This window comes from Streptomyces sp. NK15101, from assembly GCF_020400725.1.
Lineage (GTDB): Bacteria > Actinomycetota > Actinomycetes > Streptomycetales > Streptomycetaceae > Streptomyces.
In genome coordinates this window covers 154,138-177,604 of record NZ_JAINVG010000008.1, presented here as the reverse complement: position 1 = coordinate 177,604, position 23,467 = coordinate 154,138, and the positions used below count along the sequence as shown (strand labels likewise).

17 protein-coding genes and 1 tRNA gene are annotated in these 23,467 nt (G+C 74.6%); 10 read left to right on the top strand and 8 right to left on the bottom strand.

All coding sequences use genetic code 11. The features are described 5' to 3' along the window. Positions 1-109: 109 nt before the first annotated feature. A tRNA-Arg gene (locus K7G60_RS07045) sits at positions 110-182 on the bottom strand. 292 nt (positions 183-474) lie between these two features. On the opposite strand from K7G60_RS07045, the gene K7G60_RS07040 reads away from it, so the two are divergent. From K7G60_RS07040 to K7G60_RS07000, 9 genes are all read left to right on the top strand, one after another. Next, the gene (locus K7G60_RS07040; RefSeq protein WP_225799918.1) at positions 475-2,124 is read left to right on the top strand and encodes a dynamin family protein; all 1,650 of its coding nucleotides are present in this window, start codon (positions 475-477) and stop codon (positions 2,122-2,124) included. Between the two features lies 1 nt (position 2,125). Further along, on the top strand, positions 2,126-3,928 hold the full coding sequence (locus tag K7G60_RS07035) for a GTPase (protein WP_225799917.1): 1,803 nt from the start codon (positions 2,126-2,128) through the stop codon (positions 3,926-3,928). Positions 3,929-4,091: 163 nt separating this feature from the next. Beyond that, complete coding sequence (locus K7G60_RS07030; protein ID WP_225799916.1) at positions 4,092-4,541, top strand: single-stranded DNA-binding protein; 450 nt, start codon at positions 4,092-4,094, stop codon at positions 4,539-4,541. Positions 4,542-4,767: 226 nt separating this feature from the next. Next, on the top strand, positions 4,768-6,204 hold the full coding sequence (locus K7G60_RS07025; protein ID WP_225799915.1) for an LAETG motif-containing sortase-dependent surface protein: 1,437 nt from the start codon (positions 4,768-4,770) through the stop codon (positions 6,202-6,204). 220 nt (positions 6,205-6,424) lie between these two features. Next, complete coding sequence (locus K7G60_RS07020; protein WP_225799914.1) at positions 6,425-7,711, top strand: MFS transporter; 1,287 nt, start codon at positions 6,425-6,427, stop codon at positions 7,709-7,711. Positions 7,712-7,971: 260 nt separating this feature from the next. Next, positions 7,972-9,636: an energy-dependent translational throttle protein EttA gene (gene ettA, locus K7G60_RS07015; protein WP_225799913.1), complete on the top strand. Its 1,665-nt coding sequence runs from the start codon at positions 7,972-7,974 to the stop codon at positions 9,634-9,636. 7 nt (positions 9,637-9,643) lie between these two features. Next, complete coding sequence (locus tag K7G60_RS07010) at positions 9,644-10,069, top strand: thioesterase family protein (RefSeq protein WP_225799912.1); 426 nt, start codon at positions 9,644-9,646, stop codon at positions 10,067-10,069. Next, positions 10,066-10,725 carry a hypothetical protein gene (locus tag K7G60_RS07005; RefSeq protein ID WP_225799911.1) on the top strand — a complete coding sequence of 220 codons (660 nt, stop codon included), beginning with the start codon at positions 10,066-10,068 and terminating at the stop codon, positions 10,723-10,725. The genes K7G60_RS07010 and K7G60_RS07005 overlap by 4 nt, the downstream gene beginning before the upstream one ends. Further along, positions 10,722-11,117 carry a GNAT family N-acetyltransferase gene (locus K7G60_RS07000; RefSeq protein ID WP_225799910.1) on the top strand — a complete coding sequence of 132 codons (396 nt, stop codon included), beginning with the start codon at positions 10,722-10,724 and terminating at the stop codon, positions 11,115-11,117. The genes K7G60_RS07005 and K7G60_RS07000 overlap by 4 nt, the downstream gene beginning before the upstream one ends. Here the strand turns inward: K7G60_RS07000 and K7G60_RS06995 are convergent. The 5 genes from K7G60_RS06995 to K7G60_RS06975 all read right to left on the bottom strand — a co-directional run bounded on the left by K7G60_RS06995 (position 11,107) and on the right by K7G60_RS06975 (position 19,531). Continuing rightward, positions 11,107-11,694, bottom strand: coding sequence for a hypothetical protein (locus K7G60_RS06995; RefSeq protein ID WP_225799909.1), 588 nt, complete (start codon positions 11,692-11,694; stop codon positions 11,107-11,109). The two genes, K7G60_RS07000 and K7G60_RS06995, sit on opposite strands and share 11 nt — an antisense overlap. 63 nt (positions 11,695-11,757) lie before the next feature. After that, complete coding sequence (locus tag K7G60_RS06990; RefSeq protein ID WP_225799908.1) at positions 11,758-12,717, bottom strand: ABC transporter ATP-binding protein; 960 nt, start codon at positions 12,715-12,717, stop codon at positions 11,758-11,760. Beyond that, complete coding sequence (locus K7G60_RS06985; protein ID WP_225799925.1) at positions 12,714-15,509, bottom strand: FtsX-like permease family protein; 2,796 nt, start codon at positions 15,507-15,509, stop codon at positions 12,714-12,716. The genes K7G60_RS06990 and K7G60_RS06985 overlap by 4 nt, the downstream gene beginning before the upstream one ends. A 110-nt stretch (positions 15,510-15,619) precedes the next feature. Beyond that, positions 15,620-18,982, bottom strand: a complete 3,363-nt coding sequence (locus K7G60_RS06980; protein ID WP_225799907.1) for an ABC transporter permease — start codon at positions 18,980-18,982, stop codon at positions 15,620-15,622. A 144-nt stretch (positions 18,983-19,126) separates the two neighbouring features. Then, the gene (locus tag K7G60_RS06975) at positions 19,127-19,531 is read right to left on the bottom strand and encodes a globin (RefSeq protein WP_225799906.1); all 405 of its coding nucleotides are present in this window, start codon (positions 19,529-19,531) and stop codon (positions 19,127-19,129) included. Positions 19,532-19,659: 128 nt separating this feature from the next. Between K7G60_RS06975 and K7G60_RS06970 the strand changes: the two genes are divergently transcribed. After that, positions 19,660-20,619, top strand: a complete 960-nt coding sequence (locus tag K7G60_RS06970; RefSeq protein ID WP_225799905.1) for a methyltransferase domain-containing protein — start codon at positions 19,660-19,662, stop codon at positions 20,617-20,619. A 54-nt stretch (positions 20,620-20,673) separates the two neighbouring features. Here the strand turns inward: K7G60_RS06970 and K7G60_RS06965 are convergent, their stop codons facing one another. Together K7G60_RS06965 and K7G60_RS06960 are read right to left on the bottom strand one after the other, a co-directional pair. Next, on the bottom strand, positions 20,674-22,053 hold the full coding sequence (locus K7G60_RS06965; RefSeq protein WP_225799904.1) for an FHA domain-containing protein: 1,380 nt from the start codon (positions 22,051-22,053) through the stop codon (positions 20,674-20,676). Positions 22,054-22,094: 41 nt separating this feature from the next. Next, entirely contained in the window at positions 22,095-23,417 is a 1,323-nt protein-coding gene (locus tag K7G60_RS06960) for a VWA domain-containing protein (protein ID WP_225799903.1), read from the bottom strand. Between the last annotated feature and the right edge of the window lie 50 nt (positions 23,418-23,467).

The window sequence follows — 23,467 nt, the reverse complement described above, 5'->3', positions numbered from 1 at the left end:
CACTCCTGTCCGCCTACGAAAGGGTCTCCGCGTGACCCCACCCTCCCGCCCACCCGGAAAACACCCCTGACCAGCAAAAGGACCCTCCCGAAGGAGGGTCCCGGTCTTGCGCCCCCGGCAGGACTCGAACCTGCGGCCAAGTGCTTAGAAGGCACCTGCTCTATCCACTGAGCTACGGGGGCCGGGTGGTGGCCGTGTGGCCAGGAGCCCCTGGTGGGTGGGGTGTGCCTGCCGGGACAAGGATAGGGCTCCGATGGCCTTGGCCCGGTTGCTTCACCTGCGTGGCACGATGTGGAGGTTCGGTGAAGCGAACCGATAATCGCAGGCAGGTGCGATTCGCGCAGCGCTTTTCACGTCGCTCGGGTCGGGTGTTGTGCACTCGTTATGCCCGGCCTTCCGGTCACCACCCTTCTCTTCGGCGCGCAGGGTCGCAATACGCTTCAAAAACACTCATAAATTGGGCATTCTTCGCATGTGGTGACCTTGGACGAACGGCCTCAGCTGATCGACGCACTCTCCGCCCTGCGCGACCGAGTCGCCGCCGTGCGTCTCCCACTGCCCCTCCCCGACACGCCCCGCGCACGCCAGACCCGGACCGAGTTGCTCGCCCAGCTCGACGACTACCTGGTCCCCCGTCTGAAGGACCCCGACGCCCCGCTCCTCGCCGTCGTCGGCGGATCCACCGGGGCCGGCAAGTCCACCCTCGTCAACTCCCTTGTCGGGCGCCGCGTCAGCGAGGCGGGAGTGCTCAGGCCCACCACCCGGACACCCGTGCTCGTCTGCCACCCCGAGGATCACCACTGGTTCGCCGGAATGCGGGTCCTCCCGCAGCTGACCCGCGTCTGGCTGCCCCAGGCCGACGAGGACCACCCCGTCGACGAACCGGCCCCCGAGGAGAACGCGCTGCGCGTCGAGACGGCCGCCTCGCTGCCCCGGGGGCTCGCCCTGCTCGACGCCCCCGACATCGACTCCCTCGTCGTCGAGAACCGGCTCCTCGCCGCCGAGTTGATCTGCGCCGCCGACATCTGGGTCATGGTCACCACCGCCTCGCGGTACGCCGACGCCGTGCCCTGGCACCTGCTCCGTACCGCGAAGGAGTACGACGTCACCCTCGTCACCGTCCTCGACCGCGTCCCCCACCAGGTCATCGGCGAGGTCTCCCGGCAGTACGAGGCGCTCCTCGACAAGGCCGGCCTCGACCACGTGCCCCGCTTCACCATCCCCGAGCTGCCCGAGTCCGCCGGCGGCGGCAGCGGGCTGCTGCCCGAGAGCGCCGTCGCCGAGCTGCGCGCCTGGCTCGCCCACCGCGCCCAGGACCCGGCCGCCCGCCAGCAGGCCGCCGACCGGACCGCCTCCGGGGTCATCGACTCCCTCGACTCCCGGCTGCCCGAGCTGGCCGGCGCGGTCGCCGCCCAGTACGCCGCCGCCGTCCGCCTCGGCGGCGTCGTCGAGACCGCGTACCGCGAGCAGGGCCGGCGGGTGCGCAAGGAGCTCGGCCGCGGCGCCGTCCTCGCCGGCGACGCCCGCACCCGCTGGCGCGGCTACCCCCGCGACAGCACCGCGGAGGAGCTCCTCGACGCCCTCACCGAGTCCCTCGCCGCCCTCCTCCACTGCGCGGTCTCCGCGGCCGAGGAGCACGTCCGGGACGCCTGGCGCCGCGAACCCGCCTCCGAGCCCCTCGGCCCGCCCCGGGGCGGCGCCGACCGGGAGGCGGCGGAGCGGATCGGCGTGGAGGCGCGCCGCTGGCGCCGCGAGCTCGAGGAGCTGGCCGAGGACGAGGTGCGGGGCATCGACCGCCCTCCGGGGTCCCGCCTCTCCGGCTCCCGCTCCGCCGGTTCCCGCGGCGTCGCCCCCGAGCCCGACACCGTCGCCGCGCTCCTCGCCACCTCCCTCCTCGGCGGCCGCCGCGCCCGCGCCGCCGGCGAACGCCTCGCCGAACTCCTCGGCGCCCAGACCGCCCTGCGGCTGCGCGACAAGGGCGGCGAACTCGTCCTCTCGTACGTCGACCGCGTCCTGCACACCGAGCGAGACCGCCGCCTCGCCCCCCTCGACGCGCTCGACGTGACCCCCGAGCCGCAGGCGGAGCTGATCGCCGCGCTCTCCGTACTGCAGAAGGAGAAGTGACGTGGTGGACGACGACCGGGAGCGCGGCCGCGAGCGCTGGGACGACGGGCTGATCGCACGGCGCGCGGCCGAGAAGGCCGCCGTCGCGGAGAAGAAGGCGCCGGAGACGCCGCGGGAGGAGGACGCCCTGCCACTCCTCGGCGGCAGCTACGGCGGCCCCCTCCGCAGCCGCCTCGACGCCCTCCACGAGCTCGTCGGGCTCTCCCGCACCCGGGTCGAGAGCGAGGCCCTCGCCGAGGCCGGACGCGTCCTCGACGAGGCCGCCGCCCGCCAGCGGCTCTCCTCCCGGCACACCGTGATCGCCCTCGCCGGAGCCACCGGAAGCGGGAAGTCCACGCTCTTCAACGCCCTCGCCGGCGTGCCCGTCTCCGAGACCGGACTGCGCCGCCCCACCACCTCCGCGCCCATCGCGCTCAGCTGGTCCGACGGCGCCGCCGGACTGCTCGACCGGCTCGCGGTCCCCAGCAGGCTGCGCCGCCGCCCCCTCGCCGGCGGCGCCGGCGACACCGAGCTCCAGGGGCTCGTCCTCGTCGACCTGCCCGACCACGACTCCGCCGTCACCGCCCACCGCGACCAGGTCGACCGGGTCCTCGGCCTCGTCGACGCCGTGATCTGGGTCGTCGATCCGGAGAAGTACGCCGACGCCGCCCTCCACGAGCGCTACCTGCGGCCCCTCGCCGGGCACGCCGAGGTCACCTTCGTCGTCCTCAACCAGATCGACCGGCTCGGCGCCGAGGCCGCCGACCTCGTCCTCGACGACCTGCGCCGCCTCCTCGACGAGGACGGCGTGGCGCTCGGCGAGCACGGCGAACCCGGCGCGACCGTCCTCGCCGTCTCCGCCCTGACCGGCGAGGGCGTCTCCGAACTGCGCGAAACCGTCGCCCGGTTCGTCCAGGAACGTTCCGCTCCCGAGCGTCGCCTCGCCGCCGACATCGACGCCGCCGCGGCCCGGCTGCGCCCGGCGTACGTCGCCGAAGGGCGGCCCGGCCTCGACGAACGGGCCCGGGACGCCTTCACGGACCGGCTCGCCGTCGCCGTCGGCGCCCAGGCCGCGGGCGAGGCCGCCGAGCGGGTCTGGCGCCGGGGTGCCATCCGCGCCTGCGGCACCCCCTGGCTGCGGCTCTACCGCTGGTACGAGCGGATGCGCGCGCACGGCACCGCCGACCCGCGCCCCGAACCCCCCGTCGAGGACGAGCTGACGGCCCGCCAGCGCGTCGAGCAGGCCGTCCGGATCGTCGCCGACGAGGCCTCGCGGGGCCTCCCGGTGCCCTGGGCGCAGGCGGTGCGCGAGGCGGCGGTGCGCGGCGCCGAGGGGCTGCCGGAGGCCCTGGACGAGCTGACGGTCTCCATGGGGGACCCGGCCGCCCGGCCGCCCCGGCCCGCCTGGTGGCCCGCCGCCGTCCTGGCCCAGGCGGTGATGACGCTCCTGCAGGTCTTCGGCGCGCTGTGGCTGGTGGGGCAGATCGTCGGCGTCATCGAGCCGGGGCTGCTGCCGCCGGTCCTCGTGATGCTCGGCGGCATCATCGGCGGCCCGCTCGTCGAATGGGCCTGCGAGAGTGCCGTGAGGGGCCCGGCCCGCCGGTACGGGCAGGAGGCCGAACGCCGCCTGCGGGAGGCGGCCGCCGCCTGCGGCCGGGCCCGGGTCCTCGACCCGGTGGCGGCGGAGCTGATGCGCTACCGGGAGGTGCGCGAGCAGTACGCGACGGTGGTGGGCACGCGCCCGTCGACGGCCCGGGTCGTCGTCGGCGGCCGCTCCGGCACGACCCGGCTGGGCGCGACGCGGGCGGGGGCGCGGGCGAGGTAGGCGACCGGGGCGCGGGACGGTTCCCCCTTCCGGGTGGGGGAGTTGTCCACAGGCGTGCGCCGGTCCACAGGCGTGAGCGGGGATCGCCCGGCCGCCCCAGCATGGTTCCCACGGGGTGTCCACGCAGCAGGACACCGGGAGAGCGGAGAATGGGGGCGGAACCATGAACGACACGACCGTGACGCTCGTCGGGAACGTGGCGACGGCGGTGGAGTACCGGGACACGGTGGCGGGCGGGGTGGCCCGCTTCCGGTTCGCGGTGACCGCGCGCCGCTGGGACCGGGAGCGGGGACTCTGGTCCGACGGGAACACCAGCTTCTACACGGTGTCGGCCTGGCGCTCGCTCGGCGCCAACCTCGCGGCCTCGGTCTCCGTGGGGGAACCACTCGTCGTGCACGGGCGGCTGAAGGTCCGTGAGGAGGAGCGCGACGGGCAGCGCAAGACCTTCGTGGACGTGGACGCGGTGGCCGTGGGACACGACCTGAGCAGGGGGACGGCGGCCTTCCGCCGGGCCGTCCGCGCGGAGCCCGAACCGCGGCCCGAGCAGGACCCGTGGACGGTGGCCGCGAAGGAGGGAACGGCCGTGACACCCCCATTGGTAACCACGTCCTGACCTTGCGTTGTGGGGATTTGTCGACCAACTCGCTTTCCTGATAACGATTTCGAGTCGGAATGGTTATCTGATCGCACGACAGGGCACCCGGGGCTTCCGCGTCCCTAGGATTCCCGGATACTCATGTGGCACGTGAGCCCATTGAGTCTGTGAGTTTTTGCTGGCGTGCGCTCCCCCCACGCGAATCGACCAAGTTCGCGGAGCGTCTCGCCGGGAGGGGAATCCAATGTTTTCAGTTCGTGGGCGTGGCGTTGCCCGCCTCGCCGCCACGATCCTGGTCTCCGGCCTCGTCGCGACCGGCACGATAGCGACCGCCGGCTCGGCCCTGGCCGATGAGGGCGCCTCGGGCACCGGCGGTGTCACGGCGAAGCTCGGTGGCCTGACCGACGACAAGGGCGCCGTCGAGATCACCGAGAAGAACGGCAGCAAGTGGTCGGTCGACGGCGGCCTGTTCACGATGGAGGTCGAGGGCGGGGGAAGCCTCTTCACCTACTGCATCGACCTCCGCACCGGAGCGAAGCGCGACTTCAACTACAAGGAAGTCGGCTGGGACGAGTCCTCCCTGCACAACAACGCCAACGCGGGCAAGATCCTCTGGATCCTGGAGCACGCCTACCCGAAGCTGTCCGCCGAGACCCTCGGTGGCAACGTGGGCGTCGACCTCTCCAAGCAGGAGGCCGCGGCCGGCACCCAGGCCGCCATCTGGACCCTCTCCGACGACGTCGTCGCCACGCCGAAGGACGAGGACGCCGAGAAGCTGAAGAAGTACCTGCTCGAGAAGGCGGTCGAGCTCGACGAGCCGACGGCCTCCCTGAGCCTCTCCCCGGCCACCGTGGCGGGCAAGGCCGGCGAGAAGCTCGGTCCGATCACCGTCACCACCAACGCCGAGACCGCCAAGCTCGCGACCGCCGCGGGCGCCCCCGCCGGCGTCCAGGTCGTCGGCAAGGACGGCAAGCCGGTCACCGACGTCAAGAGCGGCGACCAGGTCTACTTCGACGTCCCGGCCGGCACCGCCGACGGCACCGCCGAGCTGACCGCCGAGGCCACCACCAAGGTCTCGCTCGGCCGCGCCTTCGTCTCCATCGACGGCCCGTCGCAGACCCTGATCCTGGCCGGGTCCAGCGACTCCACCGTCACCGCCAAGGCCTCCGCCACGTGGGCCAAGAAGGGTGCCGTCCCGTCCGTGACGGTCGCCAAGGACTGCGCCAAGGGCGGCCTGGAGATCATCGCCGGCAACAAGGGCGACGAGGCCTGGACCTTCGACCTGAAGGGCGCCTCCTACACGGTCGGCGCCGGTGAGACGAAGACCATCACGGTCCCGCTCGCCGAGGACGAGGCGTACAAGTTCACGATCACCGGCCCGAACGGCTTCGAGGAGACCTTCGAGGGCGTCCTGGACTGCAAGACGGCCACCCCCGGCCCGAAGCCGTCGGAGACCCCCTCCACCACCCCCTCGGCCACGCCTTCCACCCCGTCGACCACCGGCGGTACGACCGGTGACACCACCGGCACCACCGGCACCACCACGACCGGTGGCGGCGACCTCGCCGAGACCGGCAGCTCCAGCGCCACCCCGATGATCGCCGGCATCGCCGCCGCGCTCGTCGTGATCGGCGGCGGCGCGGTGTTCTTCCTCCGCAAGAAGAAGACCGCCGGCCAGTGAGCCCGGGCCCCGGTGCCGGGCCCACGCCCGGCACCGGGCCGAAGCCCGGCCCCACGGAGTGATCCGTCGGCCCCGCGGAGCGGGCCGCTGATCCCGCGGAGCGATCCGCGCCGCGCGCACCCCGCCCCGTGACCCCGCACGACCCCGGCCGCACCCGCGGCCGGGGTCGTCGCACGTCCACCGGCCGACGCGGCGAAAGGCCACTGTTAGCCTGACCGGCATGATCAGGCGGGGGGCCGGGCGGGGGGCCGGACGACGGGTGCTCGACGGACCGTCCTCCGGTCCGCAGCGGGCTCTGATCACCGCCAGTTTCGTCAGCAGGGTGGGCAACGGCCTCTTCAACACCGCTGCCGTCCTCTACTTCACGTTCGTGGTGCACCTGCCCGCCGCCCAGGTGGGGGTGGGGCTGACGATCGCCGGCCTCAGCGGTCTGGCGGCCGGCATACCGGCGGGGAATCTGGCCGACCGGTACGGACCGCGCACGGTCTGGCTGACGGCCCTCGCCCTCCAGGCCGTCACGATGGCGGCTTTCGTGCTCATCGACAGCTGGCTCGCGTTCACGCTCGTCGCCACCCTGGACCGGCTGGCCGCCACGGCGGGCGGCGCGGCGGGCGGCGCGCTCATCGCCAGGGTCGGCGGGGAGCGCCCGGCGGCCTTCCGGGCCAGACTCCGCACGTTCGTCAACCTCGGCGTGGTCGTCGGCACCCTCGGCGCGGCCGTCGCCATCCAGATCGACACCCGCCCCGCCTACACCGCGCTGATCCTCGCCAACGCCGCCAGCTTCGCCCTGGCCGGACTGATCGCGTTCCTGGGCGTCCCGGCCTACCGGCCCCTGCCCCGGCCCGAGGAGCACCGCCGGTGGTCCGTCCTGGCGGACAGGCCGTACGTGTCCTTCGTGGCGCTCTACAGCGCCATGGGCCTGCAGTACCAGACCGTCTCCCTCCTGCTGCCGATCTGGCTCGCCGCCCACACCGACGCACCGCGCTGGACCGTGGCAGCGGTCTACGCGGTCAACAGCGGCGTCTGCGTGCTGCTGCAGAGCAGGCTCGGCTCCAGGGTGGAGACCCCACGCCAGGGCGGCCGCGCCTTCCGCCTCGCCGGCCTGCTGTTCCTCGTCAGCTGCCCGCTGATGGCACTGACGGCCGACGTCCCCTCCTGGGCCGCACCGGCGCTGGCCGTCCTCGCCGTGTGCGTGCACAGCGTCGGAGAGGTGTGGGAGTCCTCCGGCGGCTACGCGGTCGGCTTCGGCCTCGCGCCCGACCACGCCCAGGGGCAGTACCAGGGCTTCTTCGGCACCGGCTTCGACGCGGGCCAGGCCCTCGCCCCCGTGATCCTGACCGGAGCGGTCCTCGCGCTCGGACACACGGGCTGGCTGCTCCTGGGCGCCCTCTTCGCGGCCCTGGGCGCGGCAGGCCCCCCGGTCACCGCCTGGGCCGAACGGACCCGCCCCCGAAAACCGGCCCCGGAGGCTCCCGCACCGGGCCGGCGCGAAGCACCGCGAAGGTGACCGGAGGGACACGGACCAGGGGCCCCGCCCACTGGCCCGCACCCATGGGCGGCCCGGCACCGGGGAGCCCGGTCAGGGGCGCCGGCGGCGGGTGCGTGCGCGATCTTCCGGACCGGCGACCGGCAGTGACCGGCCGGCTACGAGAGCGGCTCGGAAACGCGCAGGTCAGCGGGCCCGCCACCTACTGGTTCGCTCCCAGGGGTGGCGGTCAGGCAAGATGGGGTGTATCTGCCCACTCACTCTTTGCCGGACGGTTTCTCTTGGCTGAGTACATCTACACGATGCGCAAGGCGCGCAAGGCGCACGGCGACAAGGTCATCCTGGATGACGTGACGCTGAGCTTCCTGCCGGGTGCGAAGATCGGTGTGGTCGGCCCGAACGGTGCCGGTAAGTCCACCGTTCTGAAGATCATGGCTGGCCTCGAGCAGCCGTCCAACGGTGACGCGTTCCTGTCGCCCGGGTTCTCCGTCGGCATCCTCATGCAGGAGCCGAAGCTCGACGAGACCAAGACCGTCCTGGAGAACGTCGAGGACGGCGTCGCCGAGATCAAGGGCAAGCTCAACCGGTTCAACGCGATCGCCGAAGAGATGGCGACGAACTACACCGACGAGCTCATGGAGGAGATGGGCAAGCTCCAGGACGACCTGGACCACGCCAACGCGTGGGACCTCGACGCCCAGCTGGAGCAGGCCATGGACGCCCTGGGCTGCCCGCCCGGCGACTGGCCGGTCGTCAACCTCTCCGGTGGCGAGAAGCGCCGCGTGGCGCTCTGCAAGCTCCTCCTGGAGGCCCCCGACCTGCTGCTCCTCGACGAGCCCACCAACCACCTCGACGCCGAGTCGGTGAACTGGCTGGAGCAGCACCTCGCGCAGTACAAGGGCACCGTCGTGGCCATCACCCACGACCGGTACTTCCTCGACAACGTCGCCGAGTGGATCCTGGAGCTCGACCGCGGTCGCGCCCACCCCTACGAGGGCAACTACTCGACCTACCTGACGAAGAAGTCCGAGCGGCTCAAGGTCGAGGGCCAGAAGGACGCCAAGCGTGCGAAGCGTCTGAAGGAAGAGCTGGAGTGGGTGCGGTCCAACGCCAAGGGGCGTCAGGCCAAGTCCAAGGCCCGTCTCGCGCGCTACGAGGAGATGGCGGCCGAGGCCGACAAGATGCGGAAGCTGGACTTCGAGGAGATCCAGATCCCGCCGGGCCCGCGTCTGGGCTCCATCGTCGTCGAGGTCGAGAACCTCTCGAAGGCCTTCGGCGACAAGGTCCTCATCGACGACCTGTCCTTCACCCTGCCCCGTAACGGCATCGTCGGCGTCATCGGCCCGAACGGCGCCGGCAAGACCACGCTCTTCAAGATGCTCCAGGGTCTGGAGACCCCGGACTCCGGCTCCGTCAAGGTCGGCGAGACCGTCAAGATCTCGTACGTCGACCAGAGCCGCGCCAACATCGACCCGAAGAAGACGCTGTGGGCGGTCGTCTCCGACGAGCTCGACTACATCAACGTCGGTCACGTCGAGATGCCCTCCCGGGCGTACGTCTCCGCGTTCGGCTTCAAGGGCCCGGACCAGCAGAAGCCGGCCGGCGTGCTCTCCGGCGGTGAGCGCAACCGTCTGAACCTGGCGCTCACCCTCAAGCAGGGCGGCAACCTGCTGCTCCTCGACGAGCCGACCAACGACCTCGACGTCGAGACGCTGTCCTCGCTGGAGAACGCGCTCCTGGAGTTCCCCGGTGCGGCCGTGGTCATCTCCCACGACCGCTGGTTCCTGGACCGAGTGGCCACGCACATCCTGGCGTACGAGGGCGACTCGAAGTGGTTCTGGTTCGAGGGCAACTTCGAGTCGTACGAGAAGAACAAGATCGAGCGGCTCGGCCCGGACGCGGCCCGTCCGCACCGCGCCACGTACAAGAAGCTGACCCGAGGCTGATCACTTCATGGCGAGGCACATCTACAGCTGTCCCCTGCGCTGGTCGGACATGGACGCCTTCGGGCACGTCAACAACGTCGTCTTCCTGCGGTACCTGGAAGAGGCGCGGATCGACTTCATGTTCCGGCTGGCGCCGGGGGACGGTTCCCCCTCGTTCTCCGGCGGGTCCGTCGTGGCCCGGCACGAGATCGACTACGTGCGGCCGCTGGTCCACCGGCACGAGCCGGTGACCATCGAGTCGTGGGTGACGAAGATAGGCGCGGCGTCCCTGACGATCGCGTACGAGATCAAGGACCCGGACGTCACGTACGTACGGGCCTCGACGGTCGTCGTGCCCTTCGACCTGGAGGCGCAGCGACCGCGCCGGATCAGCTCCGAGGAGCGCGAGTTCCTCCAGGAGTACGTGGACGACGGGATGTCGTCCGCCGCATGACCGTGCTCGCCCCGCTGCACTTCGCCGACGCCAGGGAGGCGGCGGCCCTCGCCGCCTTCCTGGGCCGGCTCGTCCACTACGACCGGGCCGCCGCCGTCCGCCTCCAGGCCGGCGGCGGGGCGCTGGCGGTCTTCGGACGGCCGCCGTCGTTCGAGGTGCTCGCGATCCGCACCGCCCGGCTCGTCGACGCCGTGGACCTCGACGTCACCGTCTCCGCCGGTGAACTCCTCGACGGCATCGAGGAGTCGGCCGGCAAGGCGGTCGTCCCGGACTCCGTCACCGGCCCGCCGTGGGCCGGGGTGCTCCCGCCGCGCGGCGGCTGGGAGCCGGTCCCCGGCCTGCCCGACGCCGCCGGGATGCGGGGTGCCGTCGCGGCCGCCGTCAGCGAGTTCCGCGCGCGGGACGAGGAGCTGCCGGAGGAGCGGCGCACCCGGGCCGAGCGCGACGCCATCGGCCGCGAGATCTGGTCCCGGACCCTCGGCACCACCGGGCTGCCGCTGCGTGCCGTGCACGCCGCGCAGTCGCTCGGCTTCCTGCCGCCCGGGGACGCGCCGGTGGCCCTGTTCGCCTCCGGTCCGTGGCTGCGGCTGCGCACCCCGTACGGCTCGATCGCGCTGCGCACCGTACCGATCGCGCTGGGCGTCGCCCCCCGATGACCGGCCTCGACGTCGTGGTCGACGGGCCCCTCGGCGGGGACGAGCTCAACGCCCTCTTCCACGCCGCCTGGCCCGGGCACCGGGACACCGACTTCGGTCCCGTCCTCGCCCGCAGCCTGCTCCGGGTCACCGCCCGCCGCGCCGGGCGGCTCGTCGGATACGTGAACGTCGTCGGCGACGGCGGCGTCCACGCCTTCCTCCTCGACACCACCGTCCACCCCGACGAGCGCCGCCGGGGCCTCGGCGTCACCCTCGTACGGGCCGCCGCCGAGGCCGCCCGCGGGCGCGGCGCGCACTGGCTGCACGTGGACTACGAGCCGCACCTCGCCCCGTTCCACGAGCGGTGCGGTTTCCGGTCCACCGCCGCCGGGCTCCTGGACCTCACGACCTGAGTCCCTCCCCGGCGATCGCCGTCACCGGGAGCGCAGGCAGGGACGCCGGGACCACCGGGGAGCCGTGGGCCTGGTCGTCGCGTTCGAGGACCGGGCCCATGCGGTGGGCGGGGTCGTACGCGATCCGGACCGTACCGCCCGTCCCGGCGATCCGCTCCTCGGCCGAGAACTCGGTGGGACGGCCGCCGACGCGGTCCAGCGTGTGGTGGTACAGGGTCTTGGCGGGCGGTGCGCCCCCGCCGGAGGTCGGGTGGCGGGTCACCCGGACCTCGCCCACCACGACGCGGTCGGCGACCGCGCCGCGGACCGCGGAGTCCCGCGCCTCCACCCGGACCGCCATCAGGCCCGCCGGGATCAGGACGGCCGCGGCGATGCCGCCGCCCTCGCGGAAGGGCGCATCGTGCGCCAGGAGCGCGGCGGCGGTCGGCACGAGGCCGCCGCCCACCGCGAGCACGGTGGGGAGGCCGTGCGGGCCCCAGCCGGCCCACGGCCACAGGAGCGTTCCGGCGGCGGGCACGAGCAGTGCCCCGGCGTACGGCACGGCCTTCCCCATGGGCACCCCCGTGAACGACGTCACCGGCCGGCCGGATCCGTACGCGGGGACGCTCCTTCCGCCCCGCACGGTCGCGCCGCGCCGTCCTCAGCCCTCCGCGTCGTCCGGCCACACCCCGATGTGGTCCTGCTCCAGCTCCAGGGCCACCCGGTGCTCCATGCCGAGGGCCTGGGTGTACTCCGCCGGGAGCTGGAGCCGGCCCGCGCGGTCGAGCATCGCGTACTCCCGTGCCACCAGCGACTCCTGGCCCTGCTCGTCGACCTCCGTGCGGCGCAGCACCTCCGAGGAGGTGCGGCCGTCGCGGATGGCGACCGTGCGGCGCACCTCGGAGGCGACCGCCTGGTCGTGGGTGACGATCACGATCGTCGTGCCCAGCTCCTCGTTGGCGCGGCGGAAGGCCGCGAAGACCTGCTCGCCGGTGGTCGAGTCCAGCTCGCCGGTGGGCTCGTCGGCGAGGAGCACGGCCGGGTTGTTGGCCAGGGCGACCGCGATCGCGACCCGCTGCTGCTGGCCGCCGGAGAGCTGGTGCGGCCGGCGGTCGCGGATCTCCGGGATGCCCAGCATGGCGAGGAGCTCCTCGGCCCGCTCCGCCTTCTGCTTCGAGCGGCCGCGCAACTGCATGGGCAGCGCCACGTTCTGGGCGGCCGTCAGGTACGGCAGGAGGTTCCGGGCGGTCTGCTGCCAGACGAAGCCGACGACCTCGCGGCGGTAGCGCAGCCGGGCCCTGCCGTCCATCCCGAGCAGGTCGCAGCCGGCGACCCGGGCCGCGCCGGCGGTCGGCACGTCCAGGCCCGCCAGGATGTTCATCAGCGTCGACTTGCCGGAACCGGAGGCGCCGACCAGGGCCATCAGCTCACCCTCCTTCACCAGGAGGTCGAGCCCCTGGAGCGCCTGCACCTCCACCCCGTCGGTGGTGAAGATGCGGACCAGGCGGTCGCAGGCGATGAGCGCGTCATGACCGTACGAGGGCCGGTCGCGGTGCGCCGTGGCCCGCCGCTCCAGCTCCTCGAGGGAGGTGTCGGAAAGGGCCGTGCCGGTCTTCGTCATCGTGCGTCTCCTGCCCTGAGTTCCTGGATCGAGCTCCTGCGCCCCGCCCACCACGCCTGCCCGGCCGCCGCGAGCCCCGTCAGGACGACGACGGCCAGCGCGGGCAGGACGAGCGACCACGGGTCCGCCCGCAGCGGGGCGCTGTCCAGCGGAGCGAAGCCCGGTGCCGCCGCGAGCGCCAGCCGGAACAGGTCGATGCCCGGGGCGAGCAGCGGCACCGTCGCCCAGCCGACGAGGGTGCCGCCGAGCGCCGCGAGGACGGCCTGCGGCAGCGCCTCCAGGCCGAGCAGCCGGCGCGCCTGCTTCCGGGTGAGGCCCATCGTCCGCAGCCGCGCGAGGAGCGTGGTCCGCTCCGGCGCGCTCTGCAGGAGCGAGAGCAGCACGGCGACCATCGCGAAGGCGGCGCCCGCGCCGATCGCGCCGAGGTAGATCCGTTCGGCACCGGACTGGAGCGGCGAGTCCACGTACGTGGCCCGCTCCTCGGTCCGCAGCTTCACGGCGAGGGAGTCCGACTCCGCCTCCACGACGGCGCGCAGCGCGGCGCCGTCCACCGGACCGGTGACGAGCAGTTGGGTGTCCGACCGGTGGGTGAGGTCGGCGCCGTTGACGAGGAGGAAGTCGGCGTCGTCGAGGGCCGGGGTGGTGGACCGGACGGCGACCACCTGGACGCGGAAGGAGCCGGCCGCCGCGATGACGTCCATCGGTCCCTCGCCGAGCCGTTCGGCGACCGCGGGCGACGCGATGGCGGGCAGCACCCGCTCGGTGTCGGCGACGGCGTCCTCGCCGCCCCTGCCCGTCGAGGCCAGCAGCCCGGCGGGAAAGGGGCCGAAGCCGGTCCGGTTCGCGAGCCGGGTGTACGAGTCGGGCTCGACGCCCACGATCGGCGCGCTCATCGGAGGGGCGGAGGTCCCCTGGTGGGACGGCAGGGAGACGCCGTACTCGATCTGCACCGGAGCCACGTCCCGTACGCCCTTCAGGCCGCGCACCGATGCGGTGAGCCCGGCGGGCAGCGGGGTCCATTCGACGGAGCCGCCGATGCGGGCGTCCGCGCCGGTGGCCAGGAGCGCCGCGCGGTCGCGGGCGTCGGCGACGCCCGCGAGGACGGAGCCGCCGAAGGCCGCCGTGGTCAGCGCGAGCACGAGGGCGAGCAGCGGGAGGGTGCCGGAGGACGGGGCGCGTCCGGCCCGGGCCAGGGCCAGCGGTCCGACGGCCCCGCGCAGCCTGCGGGCGGGGCGGGCCAGCCACCGCAGCGGCAGCGGATAGACCCGTACGAGGACCATGGCGGCGATCAGGCCGACGAGCACGGGGGCGGCGCTCACCAGGTGGTCGCCGGAGTCGTCGGTGCCGCGCAGCCGCAGGGAGGCGACGGCGCCGACGGCGAGGACGAGCAGGGTGAGTTCGAGGACCGTGCGGCGCCGGGAGGGGCGGGCGGTGAGCAGGTCGTCGCGGCCGCCGTGCAGGCGTGGGCGCCGGTGCAGGACGACCGCCCGCACGGGCAGGACGAGGATCGAGATCAGGGCGACGAGAGCGGTGGCGAGGACGGAGGGGCCGAGGGGGATCCCGCCGGATCCGCCGTCGGGCGGCCGGACGGTCGCCACCGCGAGGCCGAGGGCGAGTGCGGCGGCCGGTACGGCGACGGCCGAGGTCTCGCCGAGCAGCCGCAGTCCGATGCCGGTGAGGGAGGCGCCGCGGGAGCGGAGGAGGGAGAGTTCGCTGTCGCGGCGGGCGACGAAGAGCCCGCCGGTCATCGCGAGGACGACCGCGGCGACCGCGCCGATGCCGAAGACGGCGACGGCCACGACCGGGTCGATGGCGTCGCGCATCGAGCGGTACGAGTCGACGATCGCGTCGAGCTGGGTGGTGAGGGTGGCGTTGCCCTTGACGGCCTTGCGCATCTTCACCAGGTCGGGGCCGCCGGTGGCCGAGTCGAGGGCGGCGTCGAGCCGGTCGGTGTCCCGCCCGGTGAGGTGGCCGGCCTCCGGCACGAACCGGAAGAAGACCTCCACGTCGTTCGTCGTGGAGAGCGCGGCGGGCGCGGAGGCGGGGGAGAGGAGCAGCGCCGCCTGCCAGTAGTACTTCACCTCGGCGCCGACCAGCGGGGCGAGCGCCGGGGTGCGGAGCAGCGGTTCGACCGCCCAGTAGGGGGACTCGGGGGCGCGGGGTTCGACGATGCCGGTGATCGTCACGGCGATCGGTTCCGCGCCGAACTTGTGCGGCACGTGGACGACGGAGCCGGGCTTCAGGCGCAGGGATCCGGCGGTCTTCGCGGTGACGGCGGCTTCCGGGGCGGCTGCCGTGCCCGCGGGCAGCCGGCCCTGTCGCAGCGTCGCGTGGTCGGCGAGGCCGGACGGCGAGGAGAGCACGAACTCGGGGGGAAGCCCGTCGGGCTTCGGCAGCCACGGGTCGGAGCCCGGCACCCGTTTGACCGTGCGGACGCCGTGGACGGTCTGCTCGGGATCGGTCAGGACCGGCGCCGGGAACAGGCCCCGCACCGTGTCGCTCTGCCCCTGGAGGACGTCCGGGGCCAGACCCGGGCCGCGCTCGTCCACGGGGATCGGCGAGGTCAGTTCGAGGACGGAGTCGCGGGGGGCGGCGGTCTCGATGTCGTGCCGGAGGCCCTCCGTCTCGTAGCGGTCGACGGCGCGCGGCAGCGCGGCCGCGAGGTACGCGGTGACCAGGACGAGCAGGGCGAGGGCGGCGGCGGCCCGGGGCGCGGTCCGCAGCCGGGTCCGCACCCAGGGCGCCACCGGGCGGGCGGGCTTGTCGGGCCGGGACGACCGGGGCCGGGGCATGTCGGGTGCCTTCCTGCGTACGGCGGGAGTGTCGGGGCCCCGGTGAGGGGCCTGGTCCTTGCCGGGCGTGCCGGTGCCGTCCGCGTCCTTGCCGGGGGCCGTCGGCGCCATCAGTTCTCCCCCTGGTGGCGCAGGGTCACGACCGGGTCGGTGCGGCGCAGGGCGATCCCGGCGACGATGACCAGCGGCAGTGCGGCGACGCCGGCGAGCAGCAGGGCCACCTGGCCGAGGGGCAGTTCGACGAGGACCGGCGGGACGGGCCGGGCCGCCCGGCCGGTGAGGACGACGAGCGGGACGACGGCCCGGGCCAGGACGGTGCCGAGCCCGATGCCGACGAGCAGGCCGATGCCGATGAGCAGCCCCTGTTCGGCGGCGATCAGCCGGGCGAGCTTGCGCTGCGGCGCACCGAGCGCCCGCAGCACGCCGAACTCGGCGGACCGTTCCCGCATCGCGCCGGCCGAGCCGACGCCGAAGCCGACGGCGGCGAGGGCGGCGGCGGCCGCGGCGACGGCCATCAGGGCGGCGTTGGGGCCCGCGCCGAGCGGGTCGCCGAGGAGTTCGGCGGCGACCTCGTCCCGCACGAGCACCTGGGCGGGGTCCGCGTCGGCTCGGGCGCGCAGGGCCTTGGCGACCTCGTCCACGCGGCCGGGGGCGACGGTCAGCCACCATTCGTCGGGCGGCAGGGTGACGGTCCCGTCGGTGGAGGCCGCGAGGTACCGGTTGACCGCGGTCAGATCGAGGAGGACCGCGCCGCCGTCCTCGGGGGTGGCGACGGCGCTCGCGGCCGAGTCGGTCCGGGCGCCGGTGCCGGTGGTCGGCAGCTCCTTGACCACCCGGTCGACGGTGACGTCGATCCGGCGGCCGTCGAAGTCGGCCTCGATCAGGTCGCCGGGCTCGGCGCCGCTCGCCGCCATGAAGCCCTCGGTGGCCACGGCCGAAAGGCGGTCCGGGGACTTCGGGGCGGGGGCGGTCATCCGCAGGGTGAACTCCGAGGGGCCGAGGTAGGGGTTCGCGGTGGGCGTGCCGGTGACCGTGAACGAGACGGAGTACGGGGCCGGGCGGCCGCCGGGCCCGGGGGTGCCGGGGTGTCCGCTCGCGGTGCCCTCGGTCGTCCCCCGGCTGCCACTGGCCAGCTCGGAGGCGGAGGCCCAGGGGGCGAGGATCCGCGCGGGGGCGTGCGTCTTCGTGCCGCCGTCGGCCCCGGTGGTGGTGAAGCGCTCGACGTGCAGGGTCTGCGTGTGGTCCGCGCCGTCGGGGACCGGCCCGGTGAGCTCCAGGCCGATGAGGGTGAGGCGGCCGCCGGAGCCGCGGGTGCCGTCGGTGCCGGGCCCGGCGGTCAGCGCGCCGAGGTCGAGGCCCAGTTGGTGGGTGCGGCCGTCCGAGGGCAGCGATCCCACGGTCTGCCGGTACGGGATGCCGCTCGGGTCCTCCAGGACGGCCGTGACCCGCGCCTCGGGCGTGCCGGCGGGCGCGGAGGTCCGCAGGTCGACGGTGAGCGTGCGGGTCCCGGCGGGCAGCGGGAGACCCGGCCGGGCGGCGGCCTTCGGGGTCAGCGGGGCCAGCAGGGACGGGACGGGCGTGCCCGAGAGGTCGGGGCGCAGCAGCAGCCCGCCCGCGTTGCGGGTGTCGACGGCCAGGACGGCGGCGTTCTTCCCGGCCACGTCCATGGAGGCGCGGTGCACCGGGGCCACGGCCTCGACGCCCGGGACGGCGGCGAGGCGTTCGGTCTGCGTCGGCTCGCCGGGACCCGCGCTCAGCACCCGGATGTCCGTACCGACGCGGAAGTCGGCCTGGTCGCGCTGCGAGCGCTCCCACGAGCCGCTCTGCCCGATGGCCAGCATGCCCATCGCCACGGCGAGGACGAGGAGGAGGACGGGGCCCGCGCCGCGCAGCGGCCGGCGGCTGAACTGCCAGCCCGCGAGGGCGGCGGAGAGCCCGCGGCCGCCGGCCGCGCGCCGCTCGGCCAGCTTGGCGGCGGGCGGCAGCAGCCGCAGCGTCAGGACGGTGCCGGCGAGCAGGGCGAGGGCGGGTGCGGCGACGAGCACCGGGTCGACGGAGCCGCCGCCGGCCTCGTCCGCGCCGAGGGTGCCGCCCGTGGCGGACGGCCGCTGGAGCTGCCAGTACGCGACGGCGGCGACGGCGAGGAGGCCGAGGTCCGCCCCGGCGCGCACCGGGACGGGCAGCGCCGCCGAGCGTGCCTTGCGCAGCGGGACGACGGAGCCGTCCCCGGCGGCGAGCGCGGGGGCCACGACGGCCGCCGCGCAGCACAGGGCGACCAGGGCGGCGACCAGCCGGACCTGGAGCGAGGGCGAGGTGTCGAGGTGCACGCCGAGCGAGGAGAGCGCCGACCGCTCGGCGAAGAGCCGGGTCAGCGGGCCGGAGACCAGCGGGGCGACGAGGGCCGCGGGCAGGGCGAGCAGCAGGGCCTCGGCGGCGGCGAGCCCGGCGATCCGGCGCCGCGAACCGCCGCGGGCCCGCAGCAGGGCCGTCTCGCCGGAGCGCTCGGTGCTGAGCAGCCGGGCGACGAGCAGCAGCGCGTACGCGGCGAGCAGCACCAGCTGCACGGCGACGATCAGGAGGGTGGAGCGGGAGACGAGCAGGGCCCGCCGGGTCTGGTCCAGGACGGTCGGGAGCGCGGTCGACGCGGAGATCGTCGTGCCGAACCCGTCCGTGTCGGCGGCCAGCGCCTTCGGGCCCTCGGTCGCGGCGGTGCGCAGGGCGTCCATCCGGTCCGTGGTGAAGCCGGTGAAGTCGGCGGAGCCGAGCCAGGAGGTGTCGCCGGAGCTCAGCGTCCCGGATCCGATGACGGCCGGGTCGACGAGCAGCGGGCCGTACGTGGTGAAGGCGACGGTCCGCACGCCGCGCCCGCCCGCGTCGTCGAGTTGCCAGTAGAGGTCGGCGGTGTCGACGGGCCGGTAGACGCCGGTGATCCGGGTCTTCACCTTGCGGTCGGCCAGCCGGTCGGTGAGGTCGAGGACGGTGCCGGGGGAGACCTTGAGCCGCCGGGCCGCCTCCTCGGGGAGCGCCGCCTCGACCGTGCCGCCGGCCCGGGCGGGCGAGGGCCAGGAGCCCTTGACGAGCGAGAGCCGGGAGCGGTCGAGGGCGGCGAAGTGCGTCAGGTCGGGGTCGCCCGTGCGGGCGGCGGGCGGCTGGAGGGAGCGGGGCAGCGCGTACGGCCCCGAGCGTTCGAGCCGCCGGACGGTCACCGGGAGCCCGTCGAAGGTCCTCCGCATCCCGTCCTCGACGGCGGCGTCGGCACCGGCCCGTTTCTCGGCCGGTATCTGCCCCCTCACGAGCAGCGAGGCGGCGGCCGCGGACCGGCCCCGCAGCCCGGCCTGGAGCGCGGCGTCCCCGATCGCGCCGGAGAAGGCGGCGAGGGTGGCGAGCACCGAGGTCGTCAGGAGCACGGCGAGCAGCGCGGCGGAGAGCAGCAGCCGGTGTGCCCTGACACGCAGGAATACGAACCCCGTCACCCATCCCCCTGGACCCGCTGGAGTTTCCTCGGATGCTTTCAGAGGGCACGCGTCACTGGTAACCGCTTCCACGCGGACCTTGATGGGATCGTGACCGTTATTCGGCGTTCCGTGTCCGGAACGTTTCAGTCCGTGCGCCGGCCCTCAGTCGGCGGTGTTCACCATCGAGGCCGCCGCGTACGTCAGGTACCGCCACAGCTCGCTCTCGTGCTCCGGGGCCAGACCGAGCGAGTCGACGGCGTCGCGCATGTGCCGCAGCCAGGCGTCGTGGGCGGCCCGGTCCACGGTGAACGGCGCGTGGCGCATGCGGAGGCGGGGGTGGCCGCGGTGGTCGCTGTAGGTGCGGGGGCCGCCCCAGTACTGCATCAGGAAGAGGGCGAGGCGCTCCTCGGCCGGGCCGAGGTCCTCCTCGGGGTACATCGGGCGCAGCAGCGGGTCGGCCGCGACTCCCTCGTAGAAGCGGCGGACCAGGCGGCGGAAGGTCTCCTCGCCCCCGACCTGCTCGTAGAAGGTCTGCTCCTGCACCGTTTCCCCGGGAATCTCGTTCACCGTTCCATCGTCTCAGATGCCCGGCCGAGGGCCGGAGGCCCAGGACCGTCTCCGGACGCCTCCCGGCCGTTCCAGGACCGCCCGTACGGCCGCTCGCCCCGGCCCCCGGAGGGCGGGAGAGTGGACCCATGGACGAGTTCGCCGAGGCCGGCGCGCGGGAGCGGCGCGCGCTCGTGCGGGAGATCGAGGCGGACGGCCTGCCGGCCGACCCCGCCTGGCGGGCCGCCTTCGCCGAGGTGCCGCGCCACCTCTTCGTCCCGTACTACTACGTCTCCGCGCCCGGCGGCTACGAGCGGCTCTGGGCCGGCGACCCCGACCCGGAGCGGCGGGACCGCTGGCTGCGCGGGGCGTACGCGGACACGGCGATCGCCACCCGGGTGCGGGACGGGGAACTGGTCTCCTCCGCCAGCCAGCCCTCCCTGATGGCCCTGATGCTCGACGCCCTGGACGTGCGCGACGGGGACGACGTCCTGGAGATCGGCGCCGGGAGCGGCTACCACGCGGCCCTGCTCTGCCACCGCCTCGGCGAGGAGCACGTCACCACCGTCGACCTGGACGAGGAGATCGCCGAGTCCGCCCGGACCCATCTCGCCGCCGCCGGGTACCGGCCCGCCGTGCTCGCCGCCGACGGCGCCCGCGGCTGCCCCGAGCACGCCCCGTACGACCGGATCGTGGCGACCTGCGCGGTGCCCTCCGTCCCGTACCCCTGGCTCGCCCAGTGCCGGTCCGGCGCGCTCGTCCTCGCGCCGCTCTCCACCGGCCTGATCCTGCTGCGGGTGCGCGACGCCGCGCACGCGGAGGGACGGTTCCTCGCCACCTCCGCGTACTTCGTGGCGCTCCGGGGCGCCGCCGCCCAGGCGCCGGAGCCGGACAACCCGCGGCCCGGCCCGGCCGGGGACGAGCGCTTCCTCTTCCTGTGGGGCCTGGCCGCCGGGACCCTCGACAGACGCGAAGCGCTCTCGCTCTGGCTGCGCGAGCGGCGGCCGGGGCGGGAGCGCTTCGGGGTGACGGTCAGCGGCGACCGGCAGTGGGCCTGGCTGGACGACCCCGCGGGGCCGTACGCCTGGCCCCTGCCGGGGACCGTCTGACGGTCTTCGCCGGGACGGCCTCAGTGGAGGCGGTCCCGGCCGGGGCGGCCGTCGTCAGGCGAGACGGATCGTGATCGTGGTCCAGGCGCCGACGTGCACCCGGTCGCCGTCCTGGAGCTGGACGGGGACGTAGGGCTGGATCGGCTCCTCGCCGCCGTTGACCGTGGTGCCGTTGGTGGAGTTCTGGTCCACCACCGCCCACGAGCCGTCCGGCTGCTGCACCAGCACGGCGTGCTGGTGCGAGACGCCCGGGTCCTCCGGCGGCACCGACAGGTCGATGTCGGGGGACTCGCCGGTGGAGTGCCGGCGACGGCCGATGGAGACCTGGTTGCCCTGGAGCGGCAGGTGCTTGGCCGGCGAGTACGCGGGCAGGTTCAGGCCCGTGGCCTCCGGGCCGCTGCGCTGCATCATCGCCATGAAGTACTCGCGGTCGGGACCGATGACCGCGGTCCAGCTCAGGGGCTGCTGCTGCCGCGGCGGCTGGAACTGCTGCGGAGGCTGCTGCCCCTGGTGCTGCGGCGGGGGGCCCTGGTGGGGCGGAGGTCCCTGGTGCGGCGGGGGGCCCTGGTGCTGCGGAGGCTGCGGGGGCTGGTGCTGCTGCGGAGGCGCCTGGTGCGGCGGTGCCTGCTGCTGCGGCGGTGCCTGGGGTGCCTGCTGCTGCGGCGGTGCCGGCGGTGCCTGGGGCGGCTGGTGCTGCGACGGCGGCGACAGGACCCAGTCGTCGTCCGCGCGCGGCTGCGGCGGCGCGGGCGGGGCCGGCGCCTGGGCCGGGGCCTGGAGGTACGCGGGCGGGGCGGGCTGCTGCTGCTGCGCCGGCGGACGCTGCGGCGGGGCCTGGTGGTGCGTGGGCTCGGCACCCAGCGGCTCGGCCGGCCGGTTCACCTGCGAGGGCCGCGAGCCCTGGTAGCCGAACGGGTCCGGCTGCTGCTGCTGCGGCGGCGCGGGCGGCGGGGACTGGAAGCCCGGCGGCAGGTTCAGACCGGGCGGCGGCCCGGGCTGCTGCGGCGGAGCGCCGTGGGGCGCGTTGGGCGGGGCCGGCGGCGTGTACGAGGTCGCCGTGTTCGTGAGGAAGTTCCAGCGGCACTCCTCGCAGAACGGCGCCATGTGCTCGCGCGGCGTACGGCACTGCGGGCACAGCTCCGCCTGGGCCGTCGCGTTCGGGTCGCCGCCGGGACCGAAGCCGCCGGGAGCCGCGGGGGCGCCGGGACCGAAGCCGCCCGGACCGCCGGGGGCGCCCGGCGGCGGGCCCATCGGGGGCCGGCCGGGGCCGGGCTCACCGGGGCCGGCCGGGCCGGGGTATCCGTACGCGGGGGGCGGCGGCGGGGGAGGCGGCGGTACGGCACCCGTCGGCGCACCCGCCCCGGCCATGCGATGGCCGCAGACCTCGCACCAGTCGTCGGAGACCGACTGGTGTCCGTTCGGGCAGGTCGGCATGTCGGTGCTTCCCCCTCTCGTCGTCCGGCCCGGTGGCCGGGCTACCTCTTGACGCGAACGGTCTTGGTGGAACGGGTCTCGAGTGTCATCTCGTCCGCTTCCGCGACCTTCGCCTTCAAACGCACAGTACCGGTCGCCGCGTCGACCACGTCGACCACCTTCGAAAGCAGTTTCGCGGTGTCCGCGTTGCCGGAGGCCGCCGCGAGCTGCACGGCACGGCCCAGTTTGGCCGTCGCGCCGTCGCGATCGCCCGATTTGCGGGCATCCAGCCCCTGCTGGATGGCATCCGCGAGCTCGGCCTGACCCGTGTAGTGCGCGACCTGCGGGTTGATCGACGTCGACATCGCGAGGTCGTCCGTCCACACCGCCCGTACCAGTCCTTGAGACAGCGGGCGCGGATCGCCGCCCGCCGGGTCCGGGGCGATCAGGGAGACCCGGGCGGCGAGCATCTCCTGGCCGACCGCCGCCTGCGGGACCCGCACGCTCACGTGGTAGTCGCGGGACTCGTCGCCCCACGAGCCCGTCGGGTAGTCCCCGGCGCGCGGCCCGGCCTCGGTGCGCCGCCCCGTCAGGTCCTCCACCGCCGGCGCCACCTGCTTCACGAACATGATCTCGACCCCCACCGGGGTCCACAGGCGCAGCGCGACGTCCGCCACGCCCTTGCCCATCGCGTGCTCCATCATCGCCGTGAAGTCGGCGGCGAGCCCGGCCGGGTCGGCGACGATGTCGGCCGTCCCGAGGAGCGCCGAGGCGATCCCGGTGACCTCCTTGACCTCCCAGTCCGTGCCGACCCCGCGCGCGTCACAGGTGAACCGGCCCGCGCAGGCGTCGAGCGCGGCCCGCAGCTCCTCCGGCGACTCGTGCTCGTTGCGGCCGTCGGTGAGCAGGATGCCGTGCCGGATGGTGAGCTCGGCGGAGGAGAGCAGCCGGTCCGCGAGGCGCAGCCAGGTGCCGATCGCCGTGCCGCCGCCCGCGGAGAGCCGGCGCAGCGCCTCCTTGGCCTCGGCGCGGGTCCGGGCGTCGGCGACCGCGAGGCCGCCGTTCCCCGGGTAGACCTCCTTCGCCAGGTGCGTCCCGGCGACGACGGCGAAGTGCGTGCCGTCGCGCAGGGTGTCGACGGCGGCGGCGGTGGCCTCGCGCGCTCCGCGCATCTTGGTGGCGGGGTAGTCCATCGAGCCGGAGCAGTCGACCATGATCACGACACCGGCCGCGCCCGCGAAGCCCGGGTGTCCGCCGCTGGTGCCGCCCCCGGTCGAGGTGACGGTGACGATCGCGCTGACGTCCCTGCCGCCCTCCGGCAGGAACTCGTTCTGGTAGACGTCCACCGAGAACTGGGGCACGGTCGGTTTGGAGAAGTTCGCCATCTGTTTTCGGCTCCTACGCGACAGACGCAACAAAGGTGAGGGGAACGGGG

Coding starts and splice junctions, on each gene's coding strand:
- K7G60_RS07030 (WP_225799916.1), top strand. CDS start 4,092: ATGAACGACACGACCGTGACGCTCGTCGGGAACGTGGCGACGGCGGTG.
- K7G60_RS07025 (WP_225799915.1), top strand. CDS start 4,768: ATGTTTTCAGTTCGTGGGCGTGGCGTTGCCCGCCTCGCCGCCACGATC.
- K7G60_RS07020 (WP_225799914.1), top strand. CDS start 6,425: ATGATCAGGCGGGGGGCCGGGCGGGGGGCCGGACGACGGGTGCTCGAC.
- K7G60_RS07010 (WP_225799912.1), top strand. CDS start 9,644: ATGGCGAGGCACATCTACAGCTGTCCCCTGCGCTGGTCGGACATGGAC.
- K7G60_RS07005 (WP_225799911.1), top strand. CDS start 10,066: ATGACCGTGCTCGCCCCGCTGCACTTCGCCGACGCCAGGGAGGCGGCG.
- K7G60_RS07000 (WP_225799910.1), top strand. CDS start 10,722: ATGACCGGCCTCGACGTCGTGGTCGACGGGCCCCTCGGCGGGGACGAG.
- K7G60_RS06990 (WP_225799908.1), bottom strand. CDS start 12,717: ATGACGAAGACCGGCACGGCCCTTTCCGACACCTCCCTCGAGGAGCTG.
- K7G60_RS06985 (WP_225799925.1), bottom strand. CDS start 15,509: ATGCCCCGGCCCCGGTCGTCCCGGCCCGACAAGCCCGCCCGCCCGGTG.
- K7G60_RS06970 (WP_225799905.1), top strand. CDS start 19,660: ATGGACGAGTTCGCCGAGGCCGGCGCGCGGGAGCGGCGCGCGCTCGTG.
- K7G60_RS06965 (WP_225799904.1), bottom strand. CDS start 22,053: ATGCCGACCTGCCCGAACGGACACCAGTCGGTCTCCGACGACTGGTGC.
- K7G60_RS06960 (WP_225799903.1), bottom strand. CDS start 23,417: ATGGCGAACTTCTCCAAACCGACCGTGCCCCAGTTCTCGGTGGACGTC.